Source organism: Sphingosinicellaceae bacterium (genome assembly GCA_019285715.1).
Taxonomy (GTDB): domain Bacteria; phylum Pseudomonadota; class Alphaproteobacteria; order Sphingomonadales; family Sphingomonadaceae; genus Glacieibacterium.
The window spans coordinates 3,614,136-3,636,885 of the sequence record CP079108.1 but is presented as its reverse complement, the minus strand read 5'-3'; the positions used below and the strand labels follow the sequence as shown (position 1 = coordinate 3,636,885).

38 protein-coding genes and 1 tRNA gene are annotated in these 22,750 nt (G+C 65.3%); 38 read left to right on the top strand and 1 reads right to left on the bottom strand.

Going from position 1 to position 22,750, the window contains the following annotated elements:
• Positions 1–23: 23 nt before the first annotated feature.
• From KX816_16740 to KX816_16730, 3 genes are read left to right on the top strand one after another with little or no spacing between them, the layout of a single operon-like run.
• The gene (locus tag KX816_16740) at positions 24–593 is read left to right on the top strand and encodes a DedA family protein (GenBank protein QXQ05840.1); all 570 of its coding nucleotides are present in this window, start codon (positions 24–26) and stop codon (positions 591–593) included.
• The gene (locus KX816_16735) at positions 583–1,044 is read left to right on the top strand and encodes a disulfide bond formation protein B (protein QXQ05839.1); all 462 of its coding nucleotides are present in this window, start codon (positions 583–585) and stop codon (positions 1,042–1,044) included. Before KX816_16740 ends, KX816_16735 begins: the two co-directional genes overlap by 11 nt.
• 35 nt (positions 1,045–1,079) lie before the next feature.
• Positions 1,080–1,571, top strand: a complete 492-nt coding sequence (locus KX816_16730) for a demethoxyubiquinone hydroxylase family protein (GenBank protein QXQ08632.1) — start codon at positions 1,080–1,082, stop codon at positions 1,569–1,571.
• Positions 1,572–1,675: 104 nt separating this feature from the next.
• Here KX816_16730 and hspQ read toward each other — a convergent pair whose 3' ends face one another.
• Complete coding sequence (hspQ, locus tag KX816_16725; protein QXQ05838.1) at positions 1,676–2,056, bottom strand: heat shock protein HspQ; 381 nt, start codon at positions 2,054–2,056, stop codon at positions 1,676–1,678.
• Between the two features lie 143 nt (positions 2,057–2,199).
• Here hspQ and KX816_16720 point away from each other — a divergent pair.
• The 35 genes from KX816_16720 to KX816_16550 all read left to right on the top strand — a co-directional run bounded on the left by KX816_16720 (position 2,200) and on the right by KX816_16550 (position 22,732).
• Positions 2,200–2,289 (top strand) — tRNA-Ser (locus KX816_16720).
• Positions 2,290–2,539: 250 nt separating this feature from the next.
• The gene (gene rpsL, locus KX816_16715) at positions 2,540–2,911 is read left to right on the top strand and encodes a 30S ribosomal protein S12 (protein QXQ05837.1); all 372 of its coding nucleotides are present in this window, start codon (positions 2,540–2,542) and stop codon (positions 2,909–2,911) included.
• Between the two features lie 11 nt (positions 2,912–2,922).
• The gene (gene rpsG / locus KX816_16710) at positions 2,923–3,393 is read left to right on the top strand and encodes a 30S ribosomal protein S7 (protein ID QXQ05836.1); all 471 of its coding nucleotides are present in this window, start codon (positions 2,923–2,925) and stop codon (positions 3,391–3,393) included.
• A 22-nt stretch (positions 3,394–3,415) separates the two neighbouring features.
• Entirely contained in the window at positions 3,416–3,628 is a 213-nt protein-coding gene (locus KX816_16705) for a hypothetical protein (protein ID QXQ05835.1), read from the top strand.
• A 48-nt stretch (positions 3,629–3,676) separates the two neighbouring features.
• Positions 3,677–5,749 carry an elongation factor G gene (fusA, locus tag KX816_16700; GenBank protein ID QXQ05834.1) on the top strand — a complete coding sequence of 691 codons (2,073 nt, stop codon included), beginning with the start codon at positions 3,677–3,679 and terminating at the stop codon, positions 5,747–5,749.
• A 90-nt stretch (positions 5,750–5,839) separates the two neighbouring features.
• Positions 5,840–7,033 (top strand): elongation factor Tu, encoded by a 1,194-nt coding sequence (gene tuf, locus KX816_16695; GenBank protein QXQ05833.1) that lies wholly within the window; start codon positions 5,840–5,842, stop codon positions 7,031–7,033.
• A gap of 97 nt (positions 7,034–7,130) precedes the next feature.
• Entirely contained in the window at positions 7,131–7,445 is a 315-nt protein-coding gene (gene rpsJ / locus KX816_16690) for a 30S ribosomal protein S10 (GenBank protein ID QXQ05832.1), read from the top strand.
• Positions 7,446–7,524: 79 nt separating this feature from the next.
• Entirely contained in the window at positions 7,525–8,310 is a 786-nt protein-coding gene (gene rplC / locus KX816_16685) for a 50S ribosomal protein L3 (protein ID QXQ05831.1), read from the top strand.
• Between the two features lie 3 nt (positions 8,311–8,313).
• A complete protein-coding gene (gene rplD / locus KX816_16680; GenBank protein ID QXQ05830.1) occupies positions 8,314–8,937 on the top strand; it encodes a 50S ribosomal protein L4 in 624 nt (207 codons plus the stop codon).
• Positions 8,930–9,253 (top strand): 50S ribosomal protein L23, encoded by a 324-nt coding sequence (locus KX816_16675; GenBank protein ID QXQ05829.1) that lies wholly within the window; start codon positions 8,930–8,932, stop codon positions 9,251–9,253. The genes rplD and KX816_16675 overlap by 8 nt, the downstream gene beginning before the upstream one ends.
• 3 nt (positions 9,254–9,256) lie before the next feature.
• Complete coding sequence (gene rplB, locus KX816_16670) at positions 9,257–10,096, top strand: 50S ribosomal protein L2 (protein QXQ05828.1); 840 nt, start codon at positions 9,257–9,259, stop codon at positions 10,094–10,096.
• A gap of 2 nt (positions 10,097–10,098) precedes the next feature.
• The gene (gene rpsS / locus KX816_16665; GenBank protein ID QXQ05827.1) at positions 10,099–10,374 is read left to right on the top strand and encodes a 30S ribosomal protein S19; all 276 of its coding nucleotides are present in this window, start codon (positions 10,099–10,101) and stop codon (positions 10,372–10,374) included.
• A complete protein-coding gene (gene rplV / locus KX816_16660; GenBank protein ID QXQ05826.1) occupies positions 10,374–10,763 on the top strand; it encodes a 50S ribosomal protein L22 in 390 nt (129 codons plus the stop codon). Before rpsS ends, rplV begins: the two co-directional genes overlap by 1 nt.
• The gene (gene rpsC / locus KX816_16655) at positions 10,763–11,458 is read left to right on the top strand and encodes a 30S ribosomal protein S3 (GenBank protein QXQ05825.1); all 696 of its coding nucleotides are present in this window, start codon (positions 10,763–10,765) and stop codon (positions 11,456–11,458) included. Before rplV ends, rpsC begins: the two co-directional genes overlap by 1 nt.
• An 11-nt stretch (positions 11,459–11,469) precedes the next feature.
• Positions 11,470–11,898: a 50S ribosomal protein L16 gene (gene rplP / locus KX816_16650; GenBank protein ID QXQ05824.1), complete on the top strand. Its 429-nt coding sequence runs from the start codon at positions 11,470–11,472 to the stop codon at positions 11,896–11,898.
• 4 nt (positions 11,899–11,902) lie between these two features.
• Entirely contained in the window at positions 11,903–12,109 is a 207-nt protein-coding gene (gene rpmC, locus KX816_16645; protein QXQ05823.1) for a 50S ribosomal protein L29, read from the top strand.
• Positions 12,109–12,375 carry a 30S ribosomal protein S17 gene (gene rpsQ, locus KX816_16640; GenBank protein ID QXQ05822.1) on the top strand — a complete coding sequence of 89 codons (267 nt, stop codon included), beginning with the start codon at positions 12,109–12,111 and terminating at the stop codon, positions 12,373–12,375. The genes rpmC and rpsQ overlap by 1 nt, the downstream gene beginning before the upstream one ends.
• Positions 12,372–12,740 (top strand): 50S ribosomal protein L14, encoded by a 369-nt coding sequence (rplN, locus tag KX816_16635; GenBank protein QXQ05821.1) that lies wholly within the window; start codon positions 12,372–12,374, stop codon positions 12,738–12,740. Before rpsQ ends, rplN begins: the two co-directional genes overlap by 4 nt.
• Complete coding sequence (rplX, locus tag KX816_16630; protein ID QXQ05820.1) at positions 12,740–13,063, top strand: 50S ribosomal protein L24; 324 nt, start codon at positions 12,740–12,742, stop codon at positions 13,061–13,063. The genes rplN and rplX overlap by 1 nt, the downstream gene beginning before the upstream one ends.
• Entirely contained in the window at positions 13,056–13,640 is a 585-nt protein-coding gene (gene rplE, locus KX816_16625; protein ID QXQ05819.1) for a 50S ribosomal protein L5, read from the top strand. The genes rplX and rplE overlap by 8 nt, the downstream gene beginning before the upstream one ends.
• Positions 13,641–13,642: 2 nt before the next feature.
• Positions 13,643–13,948 (top strand): 30S ribosomal protein S14, encoded by a 306-nt coding sequence (gene rpsN, locus KX816_16620; GenBank protein ID QXQ05818.1) that lies wholly within the window; start codon positions 13,643–13,645, stop codon positions 13,946–13,948.
• A gap of 9 nt (positions 13,949–13,957) precedes the next feature.
• The gene (gene rpsH / locus KX816_16615; GenBank protein ID QXQ05817.1) at positions 13,958–14,353 is read left to right on the top strand and encodes a 30S ribosomal protein S8; all 396 of its coding nucleotides are present in this window, start codon (positions 13,958–13,960) and stop codon (positions 14,351–14,353) included.
• A 2-nt stretch (positions 14,354–14,355) separates the two neighbouring features.
• On the top strand, positions 14,356–14,889 hold the full coding sequence (gene rplF / locus KX816_16610; GenBank protein ID QXQ05816.1) for a 50S ribosomal protein L6: 534 nt from the start codon (positions 14,356–14,358) through the stop codon (positions 14,887–14,889).
• Complete coding sequence (gene rplR / locus KX816_16605; protein QXQ05815.1) at positions 14,889–15,245, top strand: 50S ribosomal protein L18; 357 nt, start codon at positions 14,889–14,891, stop codon at positions 15,243–15,245. The genes rplF and rplR overlap by 1 nt, the downstream gene beginning before the upstream one ends.
• Positions 15,246–15,248: 3 nt before the next feature.
• Positions 15,249–15,938, top strand: coding sequence for a 30S ribosomal protein S5 (rpsE, locus tag KX816_16600; GenBank protein QXQ05814.1), 690 nt, complete (start codon positions 15,249–15,251; stop codon positions 15,936–15,938).
• Positions 15,939–15,949: 11 nt separating this feature from the next.
• A complete protein-coding gene (gene rpmD / locus KX816_16595; GenBank protein ID QXQ05813.1) occupies positions 15,950–16,132 on the top strand; it encodes a 50S ribosomal protein L30 in 183 nt (60 codons plus the stop codon).
• A 174-nt stretch (positions 16,133–16,306) separates the two neighbouring features.
• Positions 16,307–16,912, top strand: a complete 606-nt coding sequence (gene rplO / locus KX816_16590) for a 50S ribosomal protein L15 (GenBank protein QXQ05812.1) — start codon at positions 16,307–16,309, stop codon at positions 16,910–16,912.
• A gap of 118 nt (positions 16,913–17,030) precedes the next feature.
• Complete coding sequence (gene secY, locus KX816_16585) at positions 17,031–18,374, top strand: preprotein translocase subunit SecY (GenBank protein ID QXQ05811.1); 1,344 nt, start codon at positions 17,031–17,033, stop codon at positions 18,372–18,374.
• A complete protein-coding gene (locus KX816_16580) occupies positions 18,374–19,045 on the top strand; it encodes an adenylate kinase (GenBank protein ID QXQ08631.1) in 672 nt (223 codons plus the stop codon). Before secY ends, KX816_16580 begins: the two co-directional genes overlap by 1 nt.
• 149 nt (positions 19,046–19,194) lie before the next feature.
• Positions 19,195–19,563, top strand: coding sequence for a 30S ribosomal protein S13 (gene rpsM / locus KX816_16575; GenBank protein ID QXQ05810.1), 369 nt, complete (start codon positions 19,195–19,197; stop codon positions 19,561–19,563).
• A gap of 59 nt (positions 19,564–19,622) precedes the next feature.
• Positions 19,623–20,012 (top strand): 30S ribosomal protein S11, encoded by a 390-nt coding sequence (rpsK, locus tag KX816_16570; GenBank protein QXQ05809.1) that lies wholly within the window; start codon positions 19,623–19,625, stop codon positions 20,010–20,012.
• A gap of 98 nt (positions 20,013–20,110) precedes the next feature.
• Complete coding sequence (locus KX816_16565) at positions 20,111–21,163, top strand: DNA-directed RNA polymerase subunit alpha (GenBank protein QXQ05808.1); 1,053 nt, start codon at positions 20,111–20,113, stop codon at positions 21,161–21,163.
• Positions 21,164–21,252: 89 nt separating this feature from the next.
• Positions 21,253–21,666 (top strand): 50S ribosomal protein L17, encoded by a 414-nt coding sequence (rplQ, locus tag KX816_16560; GenBank protein ID QXQ05807.1) that lies wholly within the window; start codon positions 21,253–21,255, stop codon positions 21,664–21,666.
• Between the two features lie 10 nt (positions 21,667–21,676).
• Positions 21,677–22,108 (top strand): thioesterase family protein, encoded by a 432-nt coding sequence (locus KX816_16555; GenBank protein QXQ05806.1) that lies wholly within the window; start codon positions 21,677–21,679, stop codon positions 22,106–22,108.
• A 57-nt stretch (positions 22,109–22,165) separates the two neighbouring features.
• Positions 22,166–22,732, top strand: a complete 567-nt coding sequence (locus KX816_16550) for a hypothetical protein (GenBank protein QXQ05805.1) — start codon at positions 22,166–22,168, stop codon at positions 22,730–22,732.
• Positions 22,733–22,750 lie beyond the last annotated feature (18 nt).

Here is a 22,750-nt window from a genome sequence, read left to right as displayed (position 1 = left end):
CCGGTCCAACCGACGGAGCTGCCGTGCTGCGCCGCCTCTACGACCGGATGCTCGAACTGGCCGGGCGCCCCGCCGCGCCGCTGTGGCTGGCGACCGTCGCCTTCATCGACGGTGCGTTCTTCACCGTACCGCCCGAGCTGATGCAGCTGCCGATGTCGATCGCACGGCCCCGGCATGCGCTCCGCTACGCCGCGCTCGGCACCATCGCTTCGGCCGCAGGGGCGGTCATTGCCTATTACATCGGCGCGTTCCTGTTCGAGCGCGTCGGCGTGCCGATCCTGGAAGTGACCGGCCGCACCGCCGAGTTCGAGGAGTTCGGGCGCGCCGTCGCCGGCAATGCCTTACTGTGGCCGCTCGCCTTCCTCGTCGCGCCGATGCCCGCGGCGATTGCTGCGGGCAGTGTCCATCTCGGCCTGCTCGGGGCGCTGACCGCCTCGGTCATCGGGCGCGGCGGGCGCTTTCTCGTCGTGGCACTGCTGCTCAAATACTATGGCCGCGCCGCACAGGGCTATATCGAACGCCACTTCCATTCGGTGGCGATTGCTGTCGCGGGCCTGCTCGCGGTGTTCGTGGTGGTTCGCTATGCGCTCTAATCAAGTCGCCAACGCCCTCGTCCTGCTCGGGTCGAGCGCGCTGCTCGGCGGGGCATTGCTGTTCCAGCACGTCGGCGGGCTCGCGCCGTGCGAGATGTGCCTGTGGCAGCGCTGGCCGCACCTCGCGGCGATTGTGCTCGGCCTGCTGGCCTGGGCATTGCGCAGCAACCGCGTCGTCGTGACGCTGGCGGCGCTGGCAACGCTCACCAGTGGCGCAATCGGTTTCTTCCACATGGGCGTCGAGCTGCACTGGTGGACTGGGCCGACGGCGTGCAGCGCAGCGTTCAACGGCGGCAGCAGCGCCGACATCATGGCGCAGGTGATGGCGACCGCGCTGGTCCGCTGCGACACGGCGGCGTGGTCCCTGTTCGGGCTTTCGATGGCAGGGTGGAACGGGGTCCTGTCGTTCGGGATCGCTGGAGGCGCGTTGTGGCTACTGAGAAAACGCTAGCACTGCCGGGCGACCGCCGGGAGAGCACCGCCCAGATGATCCGCGTCGACCACGCGGGCGAGTACGGCGCGGCGCGAATCTATGCCGGGCAGCTGGCGGTGATGGGCGGCCGCGCGCCGGGCAGTGCCGAGATTGCGCGGATGAAGTTCCAGGAGCAGCGCCACCTCGAAGTCTTCGAGCGCCTGCTGACCGAGCGCCGGGTACGGCCGACGCTGCTGCAGCCGGTGTGGCACGTTGCGGGCTATGCGCTCGGCGTGGCGACGGCGCTGCTCGGCCCCAAGGCGGCGATGGCGTGCACGGCCGCCGTCGAGACCGAGATCGACGCGCACTACCAGTCCCAGCGCGACGCGCTCGCGGGCAGCGACCCCGAACTCGAGGCGCACATCGCGGACTTCCAGGCCGAGGAGGTCGAGCACAAGGCGACCGCGATCGCGCACGGGGCCGAGGAGATGGGCGGCTACCCGCTGCTCAGCGCGGTGATCCGCGCAGGATGCCGTGTCGCGATCGGCGTGACGAAGCGAATCTGACGGCAATGTCATCCCGGGCTCGACCCGGGACCCAGCTAACTCCGGAGTTCGAGCGCTGGGTTAGCTGGGTCCCGGATCGAGCCCGGGATGACATTGCCGTCGGTCTAGTTCCGCACCTCGGGACGCAGCATGTAGCGGCCGCCCTCGAACGCGCCGAACATCTGCTTGATTGCGGGGTGGCCGACTTCCTCGGCGCCGTCGCCTTCGCGGATCAAATTCTGCTGGCTGACGTAGGCGACATAGGCGGCGTCGTCGTTCTCGGCGAGGAGGTGGTAGAACGGCTGATCCTTGCGCGGGCGCACCGGCTCGGGAATCGCCTCCCACCACTCGTCGGAGTTGGCGAACTCGGCGTCGACATCGAAGATCACGCCGCGGAACGGAAACAGCTTGTGGCGCACGATCTCGCCGATGCCGAAGCTGGCGGTCGCCGCGACATTGCCTTCCGGCGTCGCCATCTCGTCGTTCTCTGAACCGGAAATCGTCATGGTGGTACGCCTCTCTACTGCACAACATATAGGCGCATGTCGGGTTTCGTGAAGGGCCGGGCGCTGCCAAGGCTTGGCAAGCGCCGCTCGGCCGGTCTATAGGCCCCGGCTCGACCGGGCCAGCGGCCCCGACAACGCCTCGCGGAGAGGTGCCAGAGTGGTCGATCGGGACGGTCTCGAAAACCGTTGTGCGTGTAAGCGCACCGTGGGTTCGAATCCCACCCTCTCCGCCACGGGGCCTCGCGGTGCACCCGTTGACTGGCGGCGGACCTTCCAGTAAAGGCCCGCTTCCGTTCGGCGGTGGGGTCCATGAGACTCGGCCCGCCGGTGTCGGAAACGTGCAACGACAGGCTGTGCCGCGCGCGACGGGCCTCAGAGATGGGGCCTTTCGCGCTTATGCCGTGAGGGTGGTGCAAGGCTGGAGTAGGTGAGATCGGTCCGTTGGGGATCGGTCTGACCGAACAGATAAGGTGACGTGAACGCATGCCAACGATTAACCAGCTGATCCGCAAGGGTCGCGAGCCGCAGAAGGCCCGCAACAAGGTTCCCGCGATGGAAGCCTGCCCGCAGAAGCGCGGCGTCTGCACGCGCGTCTACACGACGACCCCGAAGAAGCCGAACTCGGCACTCCGCAAGGTCGCCAAGCTGCGCCTGACCAACGGCTTCGAGGTCATCGGATACATCCCGGGTGAGAAGCACAACCTCCAGGAGCACTCGGTCGTCATGATCCGCGGCGGTCGCGTCAAGGACCTTCCCGGCGTGCGCTACCACATCATCCGTGGCCAGCTCGACACCCAGGGCGTCAAGGACCGCAAGCAGTCGCGCTCGAAGTACGGCGCGAAGCGGCCTAAGTAAGGATCAGATAGATGGCCCGTCGTCGTCGCCCGGAGAAGCGCGAAATTCTCCCCGATCCCCGTTTCGGGGATGTCATCCTTTCCAAGTTCATGAATCTCGTCATGGTCGAAGGCAAGAAGTCGGTCGCTGAGTCGATCGTCTACAATGCCCTCGAGACCGTCGAGTCGAAGACCCGTCGCGATCCGATCGGCGTGTTCCACGATGCACTGGCGAACGTCCGCCCGGGCATCGAGGTGCGCAGCCGCCGCGTCGGTGGTGCGACGTACCAGGTCCCCGTCGAGGTTCGTCCCGAGCGTTCGCAGGCCCTGGCCATTCGCTGGCTGATCGGTGCCGCGCGCAACCGCTCGGAGCACACGATGGCCCAGCGCCTGTCGGGTGAACTGGTCGACGCCGCCAATAACCGCGGTACCGCGGTCAAGAAGCGCGAAGACTCGCATCGCATGGCCGAAGCCAACCGCGCCTTCTCGCATTACCGCTGGTAGGCGGGATGTGCTAGGAGGCGGCATGGCAACCCAGCTGGAACCTTCGCTCGACCTGCGCGAGCAGATCGCGCGCATCGACAAGACGCTCGAGGAAATCTCGAAAACGCGTGTTGAAGTGCGGAAGATTGCAGCCGAGGTTGAATTTCTGCCGCGCGCGATGATCTTTCAGGCAATGCTCGCGACGGCGGCCTTGCTGGGGGCAGGAGCAGCGATCACCAAGCTGTTCTTCCCCTGATCACATCGTCGAATTCGCAAGCACAACGCTGATTTAGGACTGCCCGAAATGGCTCGCACGACCCCGCTCAACATGTACCGAAACATCGGGATCATGGCGCATATCGACGCCGGGAAAACCACGACCACCGAACGTATCCTGTATTACACCGGCAAGTCCTACAAGATCGGCGAAGTGCACGAAGGCACCGCGACGATGGACTGGATGGAGCAAGAGCAGGAGCGGGGCATCACGATCACGTCTGCCGCGACGACGTGCTTCTGGAACGACCACCGCATCAACATCATCGACACACCCGGCCACGTCGACTTCACCATCGAAGTCGAGCGTTCGCTGCGCGTGCTCGACGGTGCGGTAGCGTGCTTCGACGGCGTTGCCGGCGTGGAGCCGCAGTCAGAGACGGTGTGGCGCCAGGCCGACAAGTACAAAGTCCCGCGGATGTGCTTCGTCAACAAGCTTGACCGCACCGGCGCGAACTTCGACCGCTGCGTCGAGATGATCAAGGACCGCCTCGGTGCGCGTCCGGCGGTGCTGTACCTGCCGATCGGCCTCGAGGGTGATTTCATCGGCCTCGTCGACCTCGTCGAGAACCGCGCCATCGTCTGGCTCGAGGAGAGCCTCGGCGCCAAGTTCGAGTATGAGGAAATCCCCGAGAACATGAAGGCGGCTGCCGCTGCCGCGCGCTCAGACCTCATCGAGATGGCGGTCGAGCAGGACGACGACCTGATGACGGCGTACCTCGAAGGCACCGAGCCGACGACCGCTGAACTGAAGTCGCTGATCCGCAAGGGCACGCTGGCGTTCGCGTTCGTGCCGGTGCTGTGCGGCTCGGCCTTCAAGAACAAGGGCGTCCAGCCCCTGCTCGACGCCGTCGTCGACTATCTGCCGAGCCCGCTCGACATTCCGCCGATGCACGGCATCAACCTGAAGGACGAGGACGAGATCCGCGAAGCTTCGGACGATGCACCGTTCTCGGCGCTCGCCTTCAAGATCATGACCGACCCGTTCGTCGGCACGCTGACCTTTGCCCGCATCTATTCGGGCAAGATGGAAGCCGCCTCGACCGTGCTCAACTCGGTCAAGGACAAGCGCGAGAAGATCGGCCGCATGCTGCTGATGCATGCGAACAACCGCGAGGACATCAAGGAAGCCTATGCCGGCGACATCGTCGCGCTGGTCGGGCTGAAGGACGTCACCACGGGCGACACGCTGTGCGCGCCGCTGAAGCCGATCATCCTGGAGCGCATGGAGTTCCCGGACCCCGTTATCGAGGTCGCGGTGGAACCCAAGACCAAGGCCGACCAGGAGAAGATGGGCATCGCCCTCAACCGCCTGGCGCAGGAGGACCCGTCCTTCCGCGTCTCGTCGGACCAGGAGAGCGGCCAGACTATCATCAAGGGCATGGGCGAGCTTCACCTCGAGATCCTCGTCGACCGCATGCGCCGCGAGTTCAAGGTCGAGGCCAACGTCGGCGCGCCGCAGGTCGCGTACCGCGAATCACTCGCCCGCAAGGTCGACGTCGACTACACCCACAAGAAGCAGTCGGGCGGCTCCGGCCAGTTCGGCCGCATCAAGTTCTCGGTTGAGCCCGGCGAGCGTGGTTCGGGCATTATCTTCCTCGACGAGGTCAAGGGCGGCAACATTCCGAAGGAGTATATTCCTTCGGTCGAGAAGGGCATCCGCGAGGTCGCCGCTTCGGGTTCGCTGATCGGCTTCCCGATCATCGACTTCACGGCGCGCCTGTATGACGGTGCCTACCATGACGTCGACTCGTCGGCGCTGGCGTTCGAGATCACCGGTCGCGGCGGCATGCGCGAAGCCGCCACCAAGGCCGGCATCAAGCTGCTGGAGCCGGTCATGAAGGTCGAGGTCGTCACCCCCGAGGACTTCATGGGCGATGTCATCGGCGACCTGAACAGCCGTCGTGGCCAGATCCAGGGCACCGACAGCCGTGGCAACGCCCAGGTGATCGAGGCGATGGTGCCGCTGGCCAACATGTTCGGCTACGTCAACCAGCTCCGCTCGATGTCGCAGGGTCGCGCGCAGTACACGATGCAGTTCAGCCATTACGAGGAAGTGCCCTCGAACGTGGCCGAGGAAATCAAGCTCAAGATGGCCTGATTTCGGTCAGCGCCTTTACTTTTACTTGCACAGAAACTAGACGCCCCGGCTCCCCGGGCCGGGCAGCAATTCGACGAAGGATGAGGACTCATGGGTAAGGCGAAATTCGAGCGGAACAAGCCGCACTGCAACATCGGCACCATTGGTCATGTCGACCATGGCAAGACGTCGCTGACCGCCGCGATCACCAAGATTCTCGCCGAGACCGGTGGCGCCACGTTCACGGCGTACGCCGACATCGACAAGGCTCCCGAGGAGCGCGAGCGCGGCATCACGATCTCGACCGCGCACGTCGAGTACGAGACGGCAGCGCGCCACTACGCGCACGTCGATTGCCCGGGCCACGCCGATTATGTGAAGAACATGATCACCGGTGCCGCCCAGATGGACGGCGCGATCCTCGTCGTCTCGGCGACCGATGGCCCGATGCCGCAGACCCGCGAGCACATCCTGCTCGCCAAGCAGGTCGGCGTGCCGTCGATGGTCGTGTTCATGAACAAGGTCGACCTCGTCGACGACGCCGAAATCCTCGAGCTCGTCGAGCTCGAGATCCGTGAGCTGCTGTCGAAGTACGACTTCCCGGGTGACGACACGCCGATCACGCAGGGTTCGGCTGTCTGCGCCCTCGACGGCAAGCGCGACGAGATCGGTCGCGACGCGATCATCGCCCTGATGAAGACTGTCGACGAGTACATCCCGCAGCCGGCGCGTCCGCTCGACCGTCCGTTCCTGATGCCGATCGAGGACGTATTCTCGATCTCGGGTCGCGGCACGGTCGTCACCGGTCGCGTCGAGAGCGGCATCGTCAAGGTCGGCGAGGAAGTCGAGATCGTCGGTATCGCTCCCGAGGTCCGCAAGACCGTCTGCACCGGCGTCGAGATGTTCCGCAAGCTGCTCGACCAGGGCCAGGCCGGCGACAACATCGGCGCGCTGCTGCGCGGTGTCGGGCGTGAGGACGTCGAGCGCGGCCAGGTTCTCTGCAAGCCGGGCTCGATCAAGCCGCACACCGAGTTCACCGCCGAGGTCTACGTGCTGTCGAAGGACGAGGGTGGCCGTCACACGCCGTTCTTCGCCAATTACCGCCCGCAGTTCTACTTCCGCACCACCGACGTCACCGGCACCGTGGAGCTGCCTGAGGGCACCGAGATGGTCATGCCGGGCGACAACGTCCAGCTGCAGGTCAAGCTGATCGCTCCGATCGCCATGGAGCAGGGTTTGCGCTTCGCAATTCGCGAAGGCGGCCGCACCGTTGGTTCGGGCGTGGTTGCGCAGATCAGCAAGTAAGGCTATAGGGCCGCTCGCCTCGGATCCCAGCGATTCGAGTTGAGCGGCCCGCGCTTACTCGCTGGGCCGCTTCGTTTTTGAGATTTGATTGGTTTCGATGGACACGCAGAACATTCGCATCCGCCTGAAGGCGTTCGATCACCGGGTCCTCGATATGGCCACGGGTGAGATCGCCGATACGGCCAAGCGCACCGGTGCCGCCATTCGTGGTCCGATTCCGCTGCCGACGCGCATCGAGAAGTTCACCGTGAACCGGGGCCCGCACGTCGACAAGAAGTCGCGCGAGCAGTTCGAGGTCCGCACCTACAAGCGGCTTCTCGATATCGTCGACCCGACGCCGCAGACCGTGGACGCGCTGATGAAGCTCGACCTCGCCGCCGGCGTCGATGTGGAGATCAAGCTCCAGGCTTGAACTTACGAACGAAATACGCGGAGCGAACTTCATTTGGTCAAGCCCCTGCTTGGGGCCTCTGATAGGAAAGGAATTGATCATGCGCAGTGGCGTGATCGCGAAGAAAATGGGAATGACCCGGCTCTTTTTGAGCGACGGGAAACATGTCCCGGTGACGGTCATGGCGCTCGAGGGCTGCCAGGTCGTCGCCACCCGCACCCAGGAGCGTGACGGCTACACCGCGGTGCAGCTCGGCGCGGGTGCCAAGAAAGCCAAGAACACGACGAAGCCGGAGCGTGGCCATTTCGCTGCGGCCGAGGTCGAGCCCAAGGCGCATGTCGCCGAGTTCCGCGTGTCGGAAGACGCGCTGCTCGATGTCGGTGCGGCCCTGTCGGCGGACCACTTCGTTGCCGGCCAGTTCGTGGACATTACCGGCGATACCGTCGGTAAGGGTTTCCAGGGCGGCATGAAGCGCTGGAACTTCGGTGGCCTCCGCGCCACCCACGGCGTCTCGGTCTCGCACCGTTCGCTCGGGTCGACCGGCCAGCGCCAGGATCCGGGCAAGGTCTTCAAGGGCAAGAAGATGGCCGGCCACATGGGCGACCGTCAGCGCACCCAGCAGAACCTCGAAGTCGTCTCGACCGATGTCGAGCGCGGCCTGATCTTCCTCAAGGGCTCGGTCCCCGGTCACAAGGGTGGCTGGCTGCTGATCAAGGACGCGGTCAAGGTCGCGCGCCACGCCGACGCGCCGTACCCCGGTTCGTTCAGGTCGCGTGACGCTGCTCCGGCCGACACCGTTGCCGAGACCCCGGTCATCGAGAACGAGGCCGTCGAAGCCGCACAGGTCAACGACGCCACCCCCGCAACCGCTACCGAGGAGGCTTGAGCCATGAAGCTTGAAGTCAAGAACCTCGACAATTCGGCCGCCGGCGACATCGAGTTGTCGGACGCCGTGTTCGGCAAGGAGCCGCGCGTCGACATCCTGCACCGCGTCGTGACGTGGCAGCTCGAAAAGCGCCGCGCCACCGCCCGCAAGGCGCGCGAGCGCAGCGAAGTGAAGCGCACCGGCAAGAAGCTCGGCAACCAGAAGGGTGGCGGTACCGCCCGCCACGGCAACCGCGCCGCGCCGCAGTTCATCGGTGGTGGTAAGGCTCACGGTCCCCGCGTCCGTGACTTCGATCCGGGCCTCAACAAGAAGATCCGTCGCCTCGGCCTCGGCATCGCTCTCTCGGTCAAGGCCGCCGAGGGCAAGCTGGTGGTCGTCGAGAACCTGACGCTCGATGAAGCCAAGACCAAGACGCTGCTCGCGCGGCTCGAGGGCCTCGGCATCACCAGCGGCCTGTTCATCGACGGCGATGCGATCGACACCCACTTCGGGATGGCCTGCGCCAACCTGCACAAGATCGACGTGCTGCCGGCAATCGGCGCCAACGTCTACGACATCCTCAACCACGACACGCTGGTCCTGACCCGCGCCGCGGTTGCTAGCCTGGAGGCGCGCGTCAATGGCTAAGGCCCCCAAATCCGCCCCGGCGGCGATCGATCTCAAGCACTACGACATCGTGCTGAAGCCGGTCATTACCGAGAAGTCGACGATGGTCAGCGAATTCAACCAGGTCGTCTTCAAGGTCGCGAACCGCGCCACCAAGCCTGAGATCAAGGCTGCCATCGAGGCGCTGTTCTCGGTCAAGGTCATGGCCGTCAACACGATGGTCCAGAAGGGCAAGAACAAGCGCTGGAAGGGCAAGCCCTACACCCGCGCCGATGAGAAGAAGGCCGTCGTGACGCTCGCCGAAGGCGACCGCATCGACGTGACGACGGGAATCTAAGTCATGGCTTTGAAATCCTATAATCCGACGAGCCCGGGTCGCCGCGGCCTGATCCTCGTCGACCGGTCGCACCTGTTCAAGGGTCGTCCCGTCAAGGCACTGACCGAGGGTCTGCGCAAGTCGGGCGGACGCAACAACATGGGTCACGCTACGGCTCGCGGCATCGCCGGCGGCCACAAGCAGCTGTACCGCATCGTCGACTTCAAGCGTCGCACCTGGGACGTCACGGCGACCGTCGAGCGGCTCGAGTACGACCCCAACCGGTCGGCGTTCATTGCGCTCGTCAAGTATCCGGACGGCCAGCAGAACTATATCATCGCGCCGCAGCGCCTCGCCGTCGGCGATGTCGTCACTGCCGGCAAGAAGGTCGACGTCAAGCCCGGCAATGCGATGGAGATCGGCTCGATGCCGGTCGGCACCATCGTGCACAACGTCGAGCTCAAGCCCGGCAAGGGTGGCCAGATCGCCCGTGCCGCCGGTACCTTCGTCCAGGTCGTCGGTCGTGACCGCGGCATGGTCATCATCCGGTTGAACTCGGGCGAGCAGCGCTACACGCGCTCCGATTGCATGGCGACGGTCGGCGCGGTTTCGAACCCCGACAACTCGAACCAGAACCTCGGCAAGGCCGGTCGCGTCCGCTGGATGGGCCGTCGCCCGCTGACCCGCGGTGTTGCCAAGAACCCGGTCGACCATCCGCACGGCGGTGGTGAAGGCCGGACCTCGGGCGGTCGCCATCCGGTGACCCCGTGGGGCAAGCCGACCAAGGGTGCGAAGACGCGCTCCAACAAGTCGACCGACCACATGATCATCCGGTCGCGTCACGCCAAGAAGAAGAAGGGCTGACTATGAGCCGCTCCGTCTGGAAGGGTCCGTTCGTCGACCTGCATGTCGTCAAGAAGGCCGAGGCCGCGCAGGCTGGAACCACGCGTGGTCCGATCAAGACCTGGTCGCGCCGTTCGACGATCCTACCGCAGTTCGTCGGCCTGACCTTCAGCGTCTATAATGGCCGCAAGTTCATCCCGGTCTCGGTCAACGAGGACATGGTCGGCATGAAGCTCGGCGAGTTCGCACCGACGCGGACCTTCACGGGTCACGCCGCCGACAAGAAGGCCAAGCGCTGATGGGCAAGCCCAACAATCCCCGCAAGGTCGGCGACCGCGAGGCGCTGGCACTGGCGACGACCATTCGTGGCTCGGCGTACAAGCTCAACCTCGTTGCCGGCCTTATCCGCGGCCGCAAGGCGTCGGACGCGCTCGACATCCTGACCTTCTCCAAGAAGGGCATGGCGCTCGACGTGCGCAAGGTTCTGGCGTCCGCGATCGCCAACGCCGAGAACAACCACAACCTCGATGTTGACGCGCTGATCGTCCACGAGGCGAGCGTCGGCAAGGCCCTGGTCATGAAGCGCTTTACCCCGCGCGCCCGTGGTCGTGCGGCGCGCATCGAAAAGCCGTTCAGCCGCTTACGCGTTGTGGTGCGCGAACTGGCCGATCCGGCGGAGCAAGCATAATGGGTCACAAGTCCAATCCGATCGGTCTGCGCCTGCAGATCAACCGCACCTGGGACAGCCGCTGGTACGCCGAAGGCGACACCTATGGCACGCTGCTCCTGGAGGACCTGCGCATCCGCAGCTTCATCATGAAGACGCACATGCAGGCCGCGATTTCGAAGGTCGTCATCGAGCGTCCGGCCAAGCTGTGCCGCGTCTCGATCTACGCTGCTCGTCCTGGTGTGATTATCGGCAAGAAGGGCGCGGACATCGAGAAGCTCCGCCGCCAGATTGGCGAGATGACGAAGAGCGAAGTCTCCTTGAACATCGTCGAGATCCGCAAGCCGGAAGTCGATGCGCGCCTCGTCGCGCAGGGCATCGCCGACCAGCTCGAGCGCCGGATCGCCTTCCGCCGGGCCATGAAGCGCGCAGTTCAGTCGGCGATGCGCCTCGGTGCCGACGGCATCAAGGTTTCGTGCGGTGGCCGTCTCGGCGGCGCCGAGATCGCGCGGAGCGAGCAGTATCGCGAGGGCCGGGTGCCGTTGCACACGCTGCGCGCCAACATGGATTATGCCGAAGCGCAGGCCCACACCGCTTATGGTGTCTGCGGCGTCAAGGTGTGGATCTTCAAGGGCGAAATCCTGGGTCACGACCCGATGTCGCAGGACCGGCTGATGATGGAAGCGCAGACTTCCGGCGTCCGTCCGGCGCGCTGAGGTAATACAAGATGTTGCAGCCCAAAAAGTCCAAGTACCGCAAGCAGTTCAAGGGTCGCATCCACGGCGACGCCAAGGGCGGCTCGGCACTCAACTTCGGTGCCTTCGGCTTGAAGGCGATGGAGCCCGAGCGGATCACCGCGCGCCAGATCGAAGCGGCACGTCGCGCGATCAGCCGTCACATGAAGCGTGCCGGCCGGTTGTGGATCCGCATCTTCCCGGACATCCCGGTGACGTCGAAGCCGGCCGAAGTCCGCATGGGCAAGGGCAAGGGTGCGATCGAGTACCACGTGGCACGGGTCAAGCCGGGCCGTATCATGTTCGAGATCGACGGCGTCAGCCACGAGATCGCCAAGGGCGCCTTCGAGCGCGCCGCCGCGAAGCTGCCGATCAAGACCAAGGTTGTGGTTCGCCTCGGCGAGCCGACCGGCGAGGCATAAGCAGATGAAGACGCAAGATTTGAAGGTCCAGTCGGACGACCAGATGGCGACGCAGCTCGGCGAGCTGAAGCGCGAGCAGTTCAATCTGCGCTTCCAGGCCGCGACCGGGCAGCTCGAGAAGCCGGCCCGCGTGCGGACCGTCCGCCGCACCATCGCGCGCATCAAGACGCTGCAGACGCAGCGCGCGACAGCCGCGCAGGAGACGAAGTAATGCCCAAGCGCATCCTGCAGGGGACAGTCGTCTCCGACAAGACCGACAAGACGGTCGTGGTGCTCATCGAGCGCCAGGTCCGTCACCCGGTCTACGGCAAGATCATCCGCCTCTCGAAGAAGTACCACGCCCATGACGAGGCGAACGCCGTCAAGACCGGTGACGTGGTGCGCATCGAAGAGTGTGCCCCGATTAGCAAGCTCAAGACCTGGCGCGTGCTCGACACCGTGACCGCCGGGCAAGTGATCGAAGGATCGCACGTATGATCCAGATGCAGACCAACCTCGACGTCGCCGACAACTCGGGCGCCAAGCGCGTCATGTGCATCAAGGTGCTCGGCGGCTCGAAGCGCCGGTTCGCCGGCGTCGGTGACACCATCGTCGTGTCGATCAAGGAAGCCGCGCCCAAGGGCAAGGTGAAGAAGGGCGACGTCCACCGGGCCGTCGTCGTTCGCACCGCCAAGGACATCCGCCGCGCCGACGGTTCGGTGATCCGCTTCGACGGGAATGCCGCGGTGCTGATCAACAAGAACGAGGAGCCGATCGGTACCCGCATCTTCGGGCCAGTCGTCCGCGAGTTGCGCGCCTCGGGCCACATGAAGATCATCAGCCTTGCTCCGGAGGTGCTGTAATGAGCGCTGCCAAGATCAAGAAGGGTGACAAGGTCGTCGTCCTGTCCGGCAAGGACAAGGGCAAGCACGGCGTCGTCACGACCGCCATGCCGAAGACCGGCAAGGTCATCGTCAGCGGCATCAACATGATGACGCGCCACAAGAAGGCGAGCCAGGCCAACCCCCAGGGTGGTCTCGAGCGCATCGAAGCGGCGATGTTCGTCTCCAAGGTCGCGATCGAGGACCCGAAGACGGGCCTGCCGACGCGGGTTGGATTCAAGTTTCTGGAAGACGGTCGCAAGGTGCGTGTCGCCAAGCGCTCGGGAGAAGTGATCGATGGCTGATCAGGCAAACCTGACGCGGATGCAGACTCTCTATCAGGAGAAGGTGCGTCCCGCGCTGATCGAGGAGTTCGGTTACAAGAACCTGATGCAGGTTCCCAAGATCGACAAGATCGTCATCAACATGGGTGTCGGCGAAGCCACCCAGGACAAGAAGAAGGTCGACGTGGCGGCTGCCGAGATGGCGCTGATCGCGGGCCAGAAGCCTGTCATCACCAAGGCGAAGAAGTCGGTCGCGACCTTCAAGCTGCGCGAAGGTATGCCGATCGGCTGCAAGGTGACGCTGCGCCGCGAGAAGATGTACGAGTTTCTCGACCGTCTCGTGACCATCGCGCTGCCGCGCGTCCGCGACTTTCGCGGCCTGAACCCGAAGTCGTTCGACGGGCGTGGCAACTACGCGATGGGCCTCAAGGAGCAGCTCGTGTTCCCCGAGATCAGCTATGACCGGGTCGACCAGGTCCGCGGCATGGACGTCATCATCACCACCACCGCGCGCACCGACGACGAGGCGCGCGCGCTCCTCAAGGCGTTCGGCTTTCCCTTCATCGGGATGATCGAGCCCGTGGCAAAGGCGGCTTAAGCATGGCCAAGCTCTCCTCGATCAAGAAGAACGAGCACCGCAAGGCGCTGGTCAAGAAGTTCGCGCCGAAGTTCGCGGCCCTGAAGGCGATTGCCGCCGACGAGTCGCTCGATGACAGCGAGCGCCTGCTGGCCCGCCTCAAGATGTCCGAGCTGCCGCGCAATGCGACCCCGGGCCGCGTCCGCAACCGCTGCGAGCTGACCGGCCGCAGCCGCGCCTATTACCGCAAGTTCAAGCTGTCGCGGATCATGCTCCGGGAGCTGGCCAACAAGGGCCTGATCCCCGGCGTGACCAAGAGCAGCTGGTAGGAACGCCACATGTCGATGACCGATCCCCTGGGTGACATGCTCACCCGCATCCGCAATGGCCAGCAGGCGCGCAAGGACTCGGTCCTGACGCCGGGCTCGAAGCTCCGCGCCCGCGTGTTGGACGTGCTCCAGCGCGAAGGCTATATCCGCGGCTACAGCGATGCCGACATGGGTCCCGCCGCGGGCATCCGTATCGACCTCAAGTATTTCGAGGGCCAGCCGGCGATCCAGCACGTCGCCCGCGTCTCGAAGCCCGGCCGCCGGGTTTACTCGGGCGCCACCGAAATCCCCCGCGTCCGCAACGGGCTCGGGATCATGATCGTCTCGACGCCCAAGGGTGTTCTGTCCGACGCGGAAGCGCGCGAGCAGAATGTCGGCGGCGAAGTCCTCTGCCAGGTATTCTGAGTATGTCGCGCATCGGAAAGAAGCCGGTCCCCATGCCGGCAGGCGTCACCGCCTCCATCGAGAGCGGCCAGCTCAGCGTGAAGGGTCCCAAGGGGATGCTCGCGATGAAGATGGTCGACGAGATCTCGTATGTCCTCGGCGACGACGGCATCACTGTCGCTCCCGCGAACGAGACGAAGCGGGCGCGCGCCTTCTGGGGCATGCACCGCACGCTGGTGTCGAACCTCGTGGTCGGCGTCTCGGACGGCTTCACCAAGGTCCTCGAGATCACCGGCGTCGGCTACCGCGCGTCGGTGCAGGGCAAGAACCTGAAGCTGCAACTCGGCTATAGCCACGACGTCGACTATCCGATCCCCGAGGGTATCGCGATCAAGACGCCCGACCAGACGACGATCGAGATCAGCGGTGCAGACCGCCAGGTCGTCGGCCAGGTCGCTGCCGAAATCCGCCGCTGGCGGAAGCCGGAGCCCTACAAGGGCAAGGGCATCAAGTACCGCGGCGAAATCATCTTCCGCAAGGAAGGGAAGAAGAAGTAATGGGCAAGAACCTCTCCCTGTTCGAGCAGCGGCGTCGCCGGGTGCGGACCTCGCTCCGTGCCAAGGCCGGCGCGCGTCCCCGCCTGTCGATCCACCGCACCTCGCAGCACATGTACGCGCAGATCATCGACGACAGCCTCGGCACCACCGTCGCTGCCGCCTCGACGCTCGAGAAGGATGTCCGCGAGACGACCGGCGCGACCTGCGGATCAGCGGCGGACGTCGGCAAGCGGCTGGCTGAGCGCGCCAAGGCGGCGGGCGTCACCAGCGTCGTTTTCGACCGCGGCGGTTTTCTGTTTCACGGCCGCGTCAAGGCGCTCGCCGAGGGAGCCCGCGAAGGCGGGTTGGAGTTTTAAGCGATGGCTGAGACAGCAGGCGCAGGCCCCAACGCAGGGCGTCGCAACGGTCCCGGCGGCGGTGGCCCCGGTGGTCCCGGCGGCGGTCGTGGTCGTGGCGGCAACGATCGTGGCGGCCGTGGTCGCAACGACAGCCGCGGCGGTTCGAGCGATGGTGGCGAGGAGCTCGTCGAAAAGCTCGTGCACATCAACCGTGTCTCGAAGACGGTAAAGGGCGGCAAGCGCTTCGGCTTTGCAGCGCTCGTCGTCGTCGGCGATGCCAAGGGCCGGGTCGGTTTCGGCCACGGCAAGGCGCGCGAAGTTCCGGAGGCGATCTCCAAGGCGACCGCCGCCGCCAAGAAGGCGATGATCCGCGTGCCGCTGCGTGACGGCCGCACCCTCCACCACGACGGCTACGGCCACTTCGGTGCAGGCAAGGTCTATGTCCGCTCGGCTGCCCAGGGTACCGGCATCATCGCCGGCGGCCCGATGCGCGCCGTGTTCGAGAGCCTCGGCGTCTCGGACGTGGTGACCAAGTCGGTCGGCACCAGCAACCCGTACAACATGATCCGCGCCACGTTTGCGGCACTCGGCCTGCAGACGTCGCCGAAGTCGGTGGCGCAGCGTCGCGGCAAGAAGATCGCCGACCTGATGGCACGCCGTGGCGACGCCGGTTCGCGGACCGTCGAAGCCGACGCCGAAGCGGTCGCCTGAGGACTACGAACATGGCCAACACCGTCAAGATCACCCAGACCGGCTCGCCGATCCGCCGTCGCCCCGACCAGGAAGCGACGCTGATTGGTCTCGGCCTCAACAAGATGCACCGCTCGCGGGAGCTGGAGGACACCCCTTCGGTCCGCGGGATGATCCGCAAGGTCCGGCATCTGCTGAGCGTCGAGGGCGAGTAATTTGAGCCGATTGACGGCAAACGTTTATGTTCGCGTCATGATCAGCTTGACCGCCTTGTGTATCGCTGGATACGCTGGATACTTTTTCGGATATCTTGCCGGATATTATCCATGTGCGATCGAGCGAAGCAATAAACCTTAACTGCGCGACCAAAGCGAAAGCGAGTGCACACCATGAAACTGAACGACCTTCGAGATAATCCCGGCGCCCGCAAGTCGCGCGTCCGTGTCGGCCGCGGCATTGGTTCGGGCGTCGGCAAGACCGCCGGCCGCGGCCAGAAGGGCCAGAAGAGCCGTTCGGGTGTCAGCATCGCCGGCTTCGAAGGCGGCCAGATGCCGCTCCACATGCGGCTGCCGAAGCGTGGCTTCAACAACGTCTTCCGCGTCGAGTATGCCGAGGTCAACCTGGGCACGCTGCAGACCGCAGTCGATGCCGGCAAGATCAACGCCGACACCGTTCTCGACGGCGCCGCGCTGGTCGCCGCCGGTGTCATCAGCCACGCCCGTGAAGGCGTCCGCCTGCTCGGCAAGGGCGTCCTGACCACCCCGCTCAAGCTGAAGCTCGCCGGTGCCAGCGCCGGTGCCAAGGCGGCTCTCGAAGCCGCCGGTGGTAGCCTCGAACTGCCGGCTCCGAAGGCCGCACCACGCAGCCGCGACGAGCAGAAGGTCGACCGTGCCACGGCACGCGAAGCCAAGGGCCGGGCGGAGCGCAAGCCGCTCGCCGGACCCAAGGCGATCGCTGCCGCCCGGGCTGCCAAAGCTGCTGCCAAGGGCAAGTAATCTCCGGCCCGCTCCATCCGGGGCGGGCCGTTCTGCTTTGCGGGCATGGCGCTTCGCTTCGTGCCTGCCTATCTAGGCCAGCGGGCCCCCTTTGCGGCCCGCACGGGTGGGAACGAGAATGGCGTCACAAGCGCAAATGGCCGCGCAGCTCAGCTTCGCGAACTTCGGCAAGGCTACCGAACTCAAGAAGCGCCTGTGGTTCACCCTCGGCGCGCTGATCGTCTTCCGGCTGGTGTCGTTCGTACCGCTGCCCGGCGTCGATCCCGCTGCGCTGGCGTCGCTGTTCGACACCACCAAGGGCGGCGCCCTCGACTATTTCAACATGTTCTCGGGCGGCGCGCTGCAGCGCATGTCGTTGATCGCGCTTGGCGTGACCCCGTACATCACGGCCTCGATCATCATCCAGCTGATGACCTCGCTGGTCCCCAGCCTCGCCACCCTGAAGAAGGAAGGCGAAAGCGGCCGCAAGCGCCTCAACCAGTACACCCGCTACGGCACCGTGCTGCTCACCGCGATCCAGGGCTACGGCATCGCCGCCGGCCTCGAGAGCTGGGGCGGCGGCACCGCCGTCATCGACCCGGGCTGGTTCTTCCGCATCACCACCGTCATCACGCTGATCGGCGGCACCATGTTCCTGATGTGGCTCGGCGAGCAGATCACCAGCCGCGGCATCGGTAATGGCATTTCGCTGATCATCATGGCCGGCATCGTCTCGCATTTGCCGATGTCGATCGGCCAGCTGTTCGAGCAGGCACGGACCGGCGCGATCAACGGCGGCTTCCTGGTGCTGATCGGCATCATCGCGCTCGCCACCATCGCCTTCATCTGCCTGATGGAGCGGGCCCAGCGGCGGATCCTTATCCAGTATCCAAAGCGCCAGGTGGGATCGAAGATGTTCCAGGGCGACAGCTCGCACCTGCCGCTGAAGATTAATACATCGGGCGTCATCCCGCCGATCTTCGCGTCGTCGCTGCTGCTGATGCCGCTGACCGTGGCGCAGTTCGCCGGGCGTACCGGCACCGGCCCCGACTGGCTGCTGACCGTCACCGCCGCGCTCCAGCACGGCCAGCCGCTGTACATGCTGCTGTACGCGGCGGGCATCATCTTCTTCAGCTTCTTCTACACCGCGGTGGTCTTCAACCCCGAGGAGACGGCTGAGAACCTCAAGAAGTACGGCGGCTTCATTCCCGGCATCCGGCCGGGCGTGCGCACCAGCGAGTACCTCGACTACGTCCTTACCCGCGTGACCGTCATCGGCGCCGCCTATTTGACCCTGATCTGCCTGCTGCCGGAATTCCTGACCGCGCAGATGGGTCTCGGCACGCTCGCGATCGGCGGCACCAGCCTGCTGATCGTCGTCAACGTCACGATGGATACCGTTGCACAGATCCAGTCGCACCTGCTCGCACACCAGTACGAAGGGCTCATCAAGAAGTCCAAGCTCAGGGGAAATCGCCGTTGATCATACTTGTCCTGCTCGGACCGCCAGGGGCGGGCAAGGGCACCCAGGCCGAACGCCTCACGGCTAACCGAGGCTTGGTCCAGCTGTCGACCGGTGACATGCTGCGCGCCGCGATCAAGTCGGGCTCCGAGCTCGGCAAGCGCGCCCAATCGGTCATGGACGCCGGAGAACTGGTCTCCGACGACATCGTCAACGGTCTGATTGCCGAGCGCCTCGACGTGCCGTCGGACCATCCGGGGTTCATTCTCGACGGCTACCCGCGAACCCAGGCCCAGGCCGAGGCGCTCGACGCGATGCTCGCCGCCAAGGGGTTGAAGCTCGACCACGTCATCGAGCTCGAGGTCGACGAGGACGCGCTGGTCGACCGCATCACCGGACGCTTCACCTGCGTGAAGTGCGGCGCGCTCTACCATGACCGCACCAAGCAGCCGAAGGTCGAGGGGGTCTGCGACGTCTGTGGCAGCCACGAGTTCAAGCGCCGCCCCGACGACAACGCCGAGGTCGTCCGCACCCGGATGGCCGAGTACCGCGCCAAGACCGCGCCGATCCTGCCGTATTACGAAGCCAAAGGCTTGGTTTCGCGGGTGGACGGCATGGCGAGCATGGACGTGGTGGCAAAGGCCATCGACGAGGTGCTCGGAAACGCACCGGTCCGCGGAACAAATTCGTAAGTGACTTGACATTGCGGGATTCGCTGCCTAGCTAGCCCGCTTCCGATTGACCGGATGAACCTGACCGGGGTGGCTGCGGCCGCACCGGTTTCGTGCTTTGAGATGGGGTGCCAGCCCGGGCAGCCCGTGGAGCTTGGGAGAACGTAAACGTGGCACGTATCGCGGGTGTTAACATCCCGACCAACAAGCGCGTCGAGATCGCGCTGACTTATATCCACGGCATTGGCCGGACCAAGGCTCTCGGTATCGTCACCGACCTCGGTTTCCCGCGCGAGCGTCGGGTCCAGGACCTGACCGACGCCGAGGTGCTGCAGATCCGCGAGAAGATCGACAAGGAGTTCTCGGTCGAGGGCGACCTGCGTCGCCAGACCGCGATGAACATCAAGCGCCTGATGGACCTCGCCTGCTACCGTGGCCTGCGTCACCGTCGCGGCCTGCCGGTTCGCGGCCAGCGCACCCACACCAATGCCCGCACCCGCAAGGGTAAGGCCAAGCCGATCGCCGGCAAGAAGAAGTAAGCGATAAGTGCGTTTATGCGCACCAGTCGTAAACTTCGCTCCAGTTTCAGGATAGACCGATGGCCCGTGAACCAGCCCGCATCAAGCGCCGCGAGCGCAAGAACATCACCTCTGGCGTTGCGCATGTGAACGCCAGCTTCAACAATACGATGATCACCATCACCGACGCGCAGGGCAATGCGATTGCCTGGTCGTCGGCCGGCACGATGGGCTTCAAGGGGTCGCGCAAGTCGACGCCCTACGCCGCCCAGATGGCCGCCGAAGACGCCGGCAAGAAGGCCGCCGAGCACGGCGTGCGGACCCTCGAGGTCGAGGTTCGCGGTCCGGGTTCGGGTCGCGAGAGCGCGCTGCGTGCCCTGCAGGCGGTCGGCTTCAACATCACCGCGATCCGCGACGTGACGCCGATCCCGCACAACGGCGTTCGGCCTCCGAAGCGCCGCCGCGTCTGACGCTGCCGTAGCCGTCGTCCGCGATTGCGCGGTCGCGGCACTCTAATTCGATCGACGGGTGACGACCCGCGCGATCCCAGCCCCCCGAGGTGGAAAAAATGGCAGTCATTGCAAAGAACTGGACCGAACTTAAGAAGCCGAATCGGCTTGAGAGCAAGCCCGGCGTCGACAGCCGCCGCAAGGGCGTCTTCGTTGCCGAGCCGCTCGAGCGTGGCTTCGGCCTGACGCTGGGCAACGCGCTGCGCCGCGTCCTGCTGTCGTCGCTCCAGGGGGCCGCGGTCACCGCGATCAAGATGGACGGCGTGCTGCACGAGTTCTCGTCGCTCGCCGGCGTTCGCGAGGATGTGACCGACATCGTCCTCAACATCAAGCAGATCGCAGTGCGCATGCAGGGCGATCAGGCCAAGCGTGTGCATCTGTCGGCGACCGGACCGGGCCCCGTCACGGCCGGCCAGATCGCCGTCACCGGCGACATGGAGATCATGAACCCGGAGCTGGTTATCTGCACCCTCGACGAGGGCGCCACGCTCAACATGGAGCTGACCATCGAGGCCGGTAAGGGCTATGTCCCGGCGTCGGCCAACCGCCCGGCCGATGCGCCGATCGGGCTGGTTCCTGTCGATGCCCTGTACTCGCCAGTGCGCCAGGTCGCGTACAAGGTCGAGAACACCCGCGTCGGGCAGGAGCTCGATTACGACAAGCTCAACATCACCGTCGAGACCGACGGCACGCTGACCCCGGACGATGCGCTCGCCTATGCCGCGCGAATCCTGCAGGACCAGCTCCAGCTGTTCGTCAACTTCGACGAGCCGTCGCAGGTCACGCAGGTCAGCCACGCCGTCCACACCGGCGGCCCGATCGAGATCGACGACACCGCGACGCTCAACCGCTTCCTGCTCAAGAAGGTCGACGAGCTCGAGCTGTCGGTGCGTTCGGCGAACTGCCTCAAGAACGACAACATCATCTACATCGGCGACCTCGTTCAGAAGACCGAGAGCGAGATGCTGCGGACCCCGAACTTTGGCCGCAAGTCGCTCAATGAGATCAAGGAAGTGCTGACCGCGATGGGGCTGCGACTGGGTATGGAAATCCCCGGCTGGCCGCCCGAGAACATCGAGGAGATGGCGAAGAAGCTCGAAGCCGAATACTAAGCCTCGCGCCGACGGAAATAGGCCGCGCAATTTCGCGCGGCCTGCTCCGGGGTACCTGACACGGCCCCCGAACGAACGAAGGAAATACCATGCGTCACGGCAATTCGAACCGGAAGCTCGGCCGGACCACGAGCCATCGCCTTGCGATGTTCCGCAACATGGCCGCCAGCCTGATCAAGCACGAGCAGATCAAGACGACGCTCCCGAAGGCGCGCGAAATCCGCCCGTACGTCGAGAAGCTGATCACGCTCGCCAAGCATGGCGGTCTGTCGAACCGCCGCCTCGCCGACGCCCGCCTCAAGGACGATGTCCAGCTGGTCAAGCTGTTCGACATCCTGGCCGAGCGCTACGCCACCCGTGAGGGCGGCTACATCCGCATCGTCAAGGCCGGCCTGCGCCGCTCCGATGCGACCCCGATGGCAATCGTTGAGTTCGTCGACCGCGACACCAGCGCCAAGGGCCAGGATTCGGGCCCGGTCGAAGAGTTCGACGAAGCCGCTTGAGCCGAGTCCGATGCCGGCGCCGTTCCGGCCGAGAGACGCCTACCCGGTGTTTCGCTCGGTCGCGACGCGGTGGATGGACAACGACGCCTACGGGCACGTCAACAACGTCGTTCACTACAGCCTGTTCGACACCGCGGTGAACGCCTATCTCGTCGAGGCCGGGCTGCTCGACATTACGGGTGGGGTGCTGATCGGCCTCGTCGTCGAGACCGGCTGCCGCTACGCCCGCCCGGTGTCCTTTCCTGAGGTCGTCGAGCTCGGGTTGCGCGTCGCGATGCTCGGCCGATCGAGCGTCCGTTACGAAGTCGGGCTGTTCACGGCCGGCGTCGCAGAGGCCGCCGCGGAGGGCTTCTTCGTCCACGTCTACGTCGACCGCGCGCATCGCCGGCCCACGTCACTCCCCGAGAACTGGCGCGCCGGACTCCAGCGGCTCGCCGCCTGATCGGTTCATCGACGGTATAGCCCGTTCCGCCTACAACCGGGTCGAAGGAGACGATCAATGACCGTCGCAAACCGCATCGCCCGCAATACCGGAATCGCCCTCGTCCTGTCGCTCGCGCTGGCCAGCGCTCCCGCCGAGGCGCGCCGTTACGGCGGCTATCATGGCGGCTACCACAATTATCATCGCGGTGGCGGTATCGGCCTCGGCGGTGCCTTGCTCGGTGCGGCGATCATCGGCGGCATCGCGGTCGCGGCCTCGAACAACAACCGTGACCAGCCTCCGGTCTATTACGGCGATCCGTCGCCGCAGCCGGGTTACGCCCAGGGCTATGAGCCCGAAGTCTATGGCGAGGCCGGTCCGCCGCCGCCCCCGGAAGCGCTCGACGGTCGTAATTCGGCGGAGAACGGCCCGGTCGAGGATTGCACCCGCGCCGCCGAGCAACAGGCTGAGACCCGTGGCGGTCGCGCTCACGTGACCGGCATCGACCGCGTCGATCCGATCGAGGGCGGTGCCAACGTGCTCGGCTACCTCGAGATCGACCGCGGCCAGAACGCGCCGCTGCAGCGCCTCGGCTTCTCGTGCCGCGCCGCCTACGGGCAGGTCACCGGCATCCGCCTCGGCTAGAGGACATGATGGCCGGGG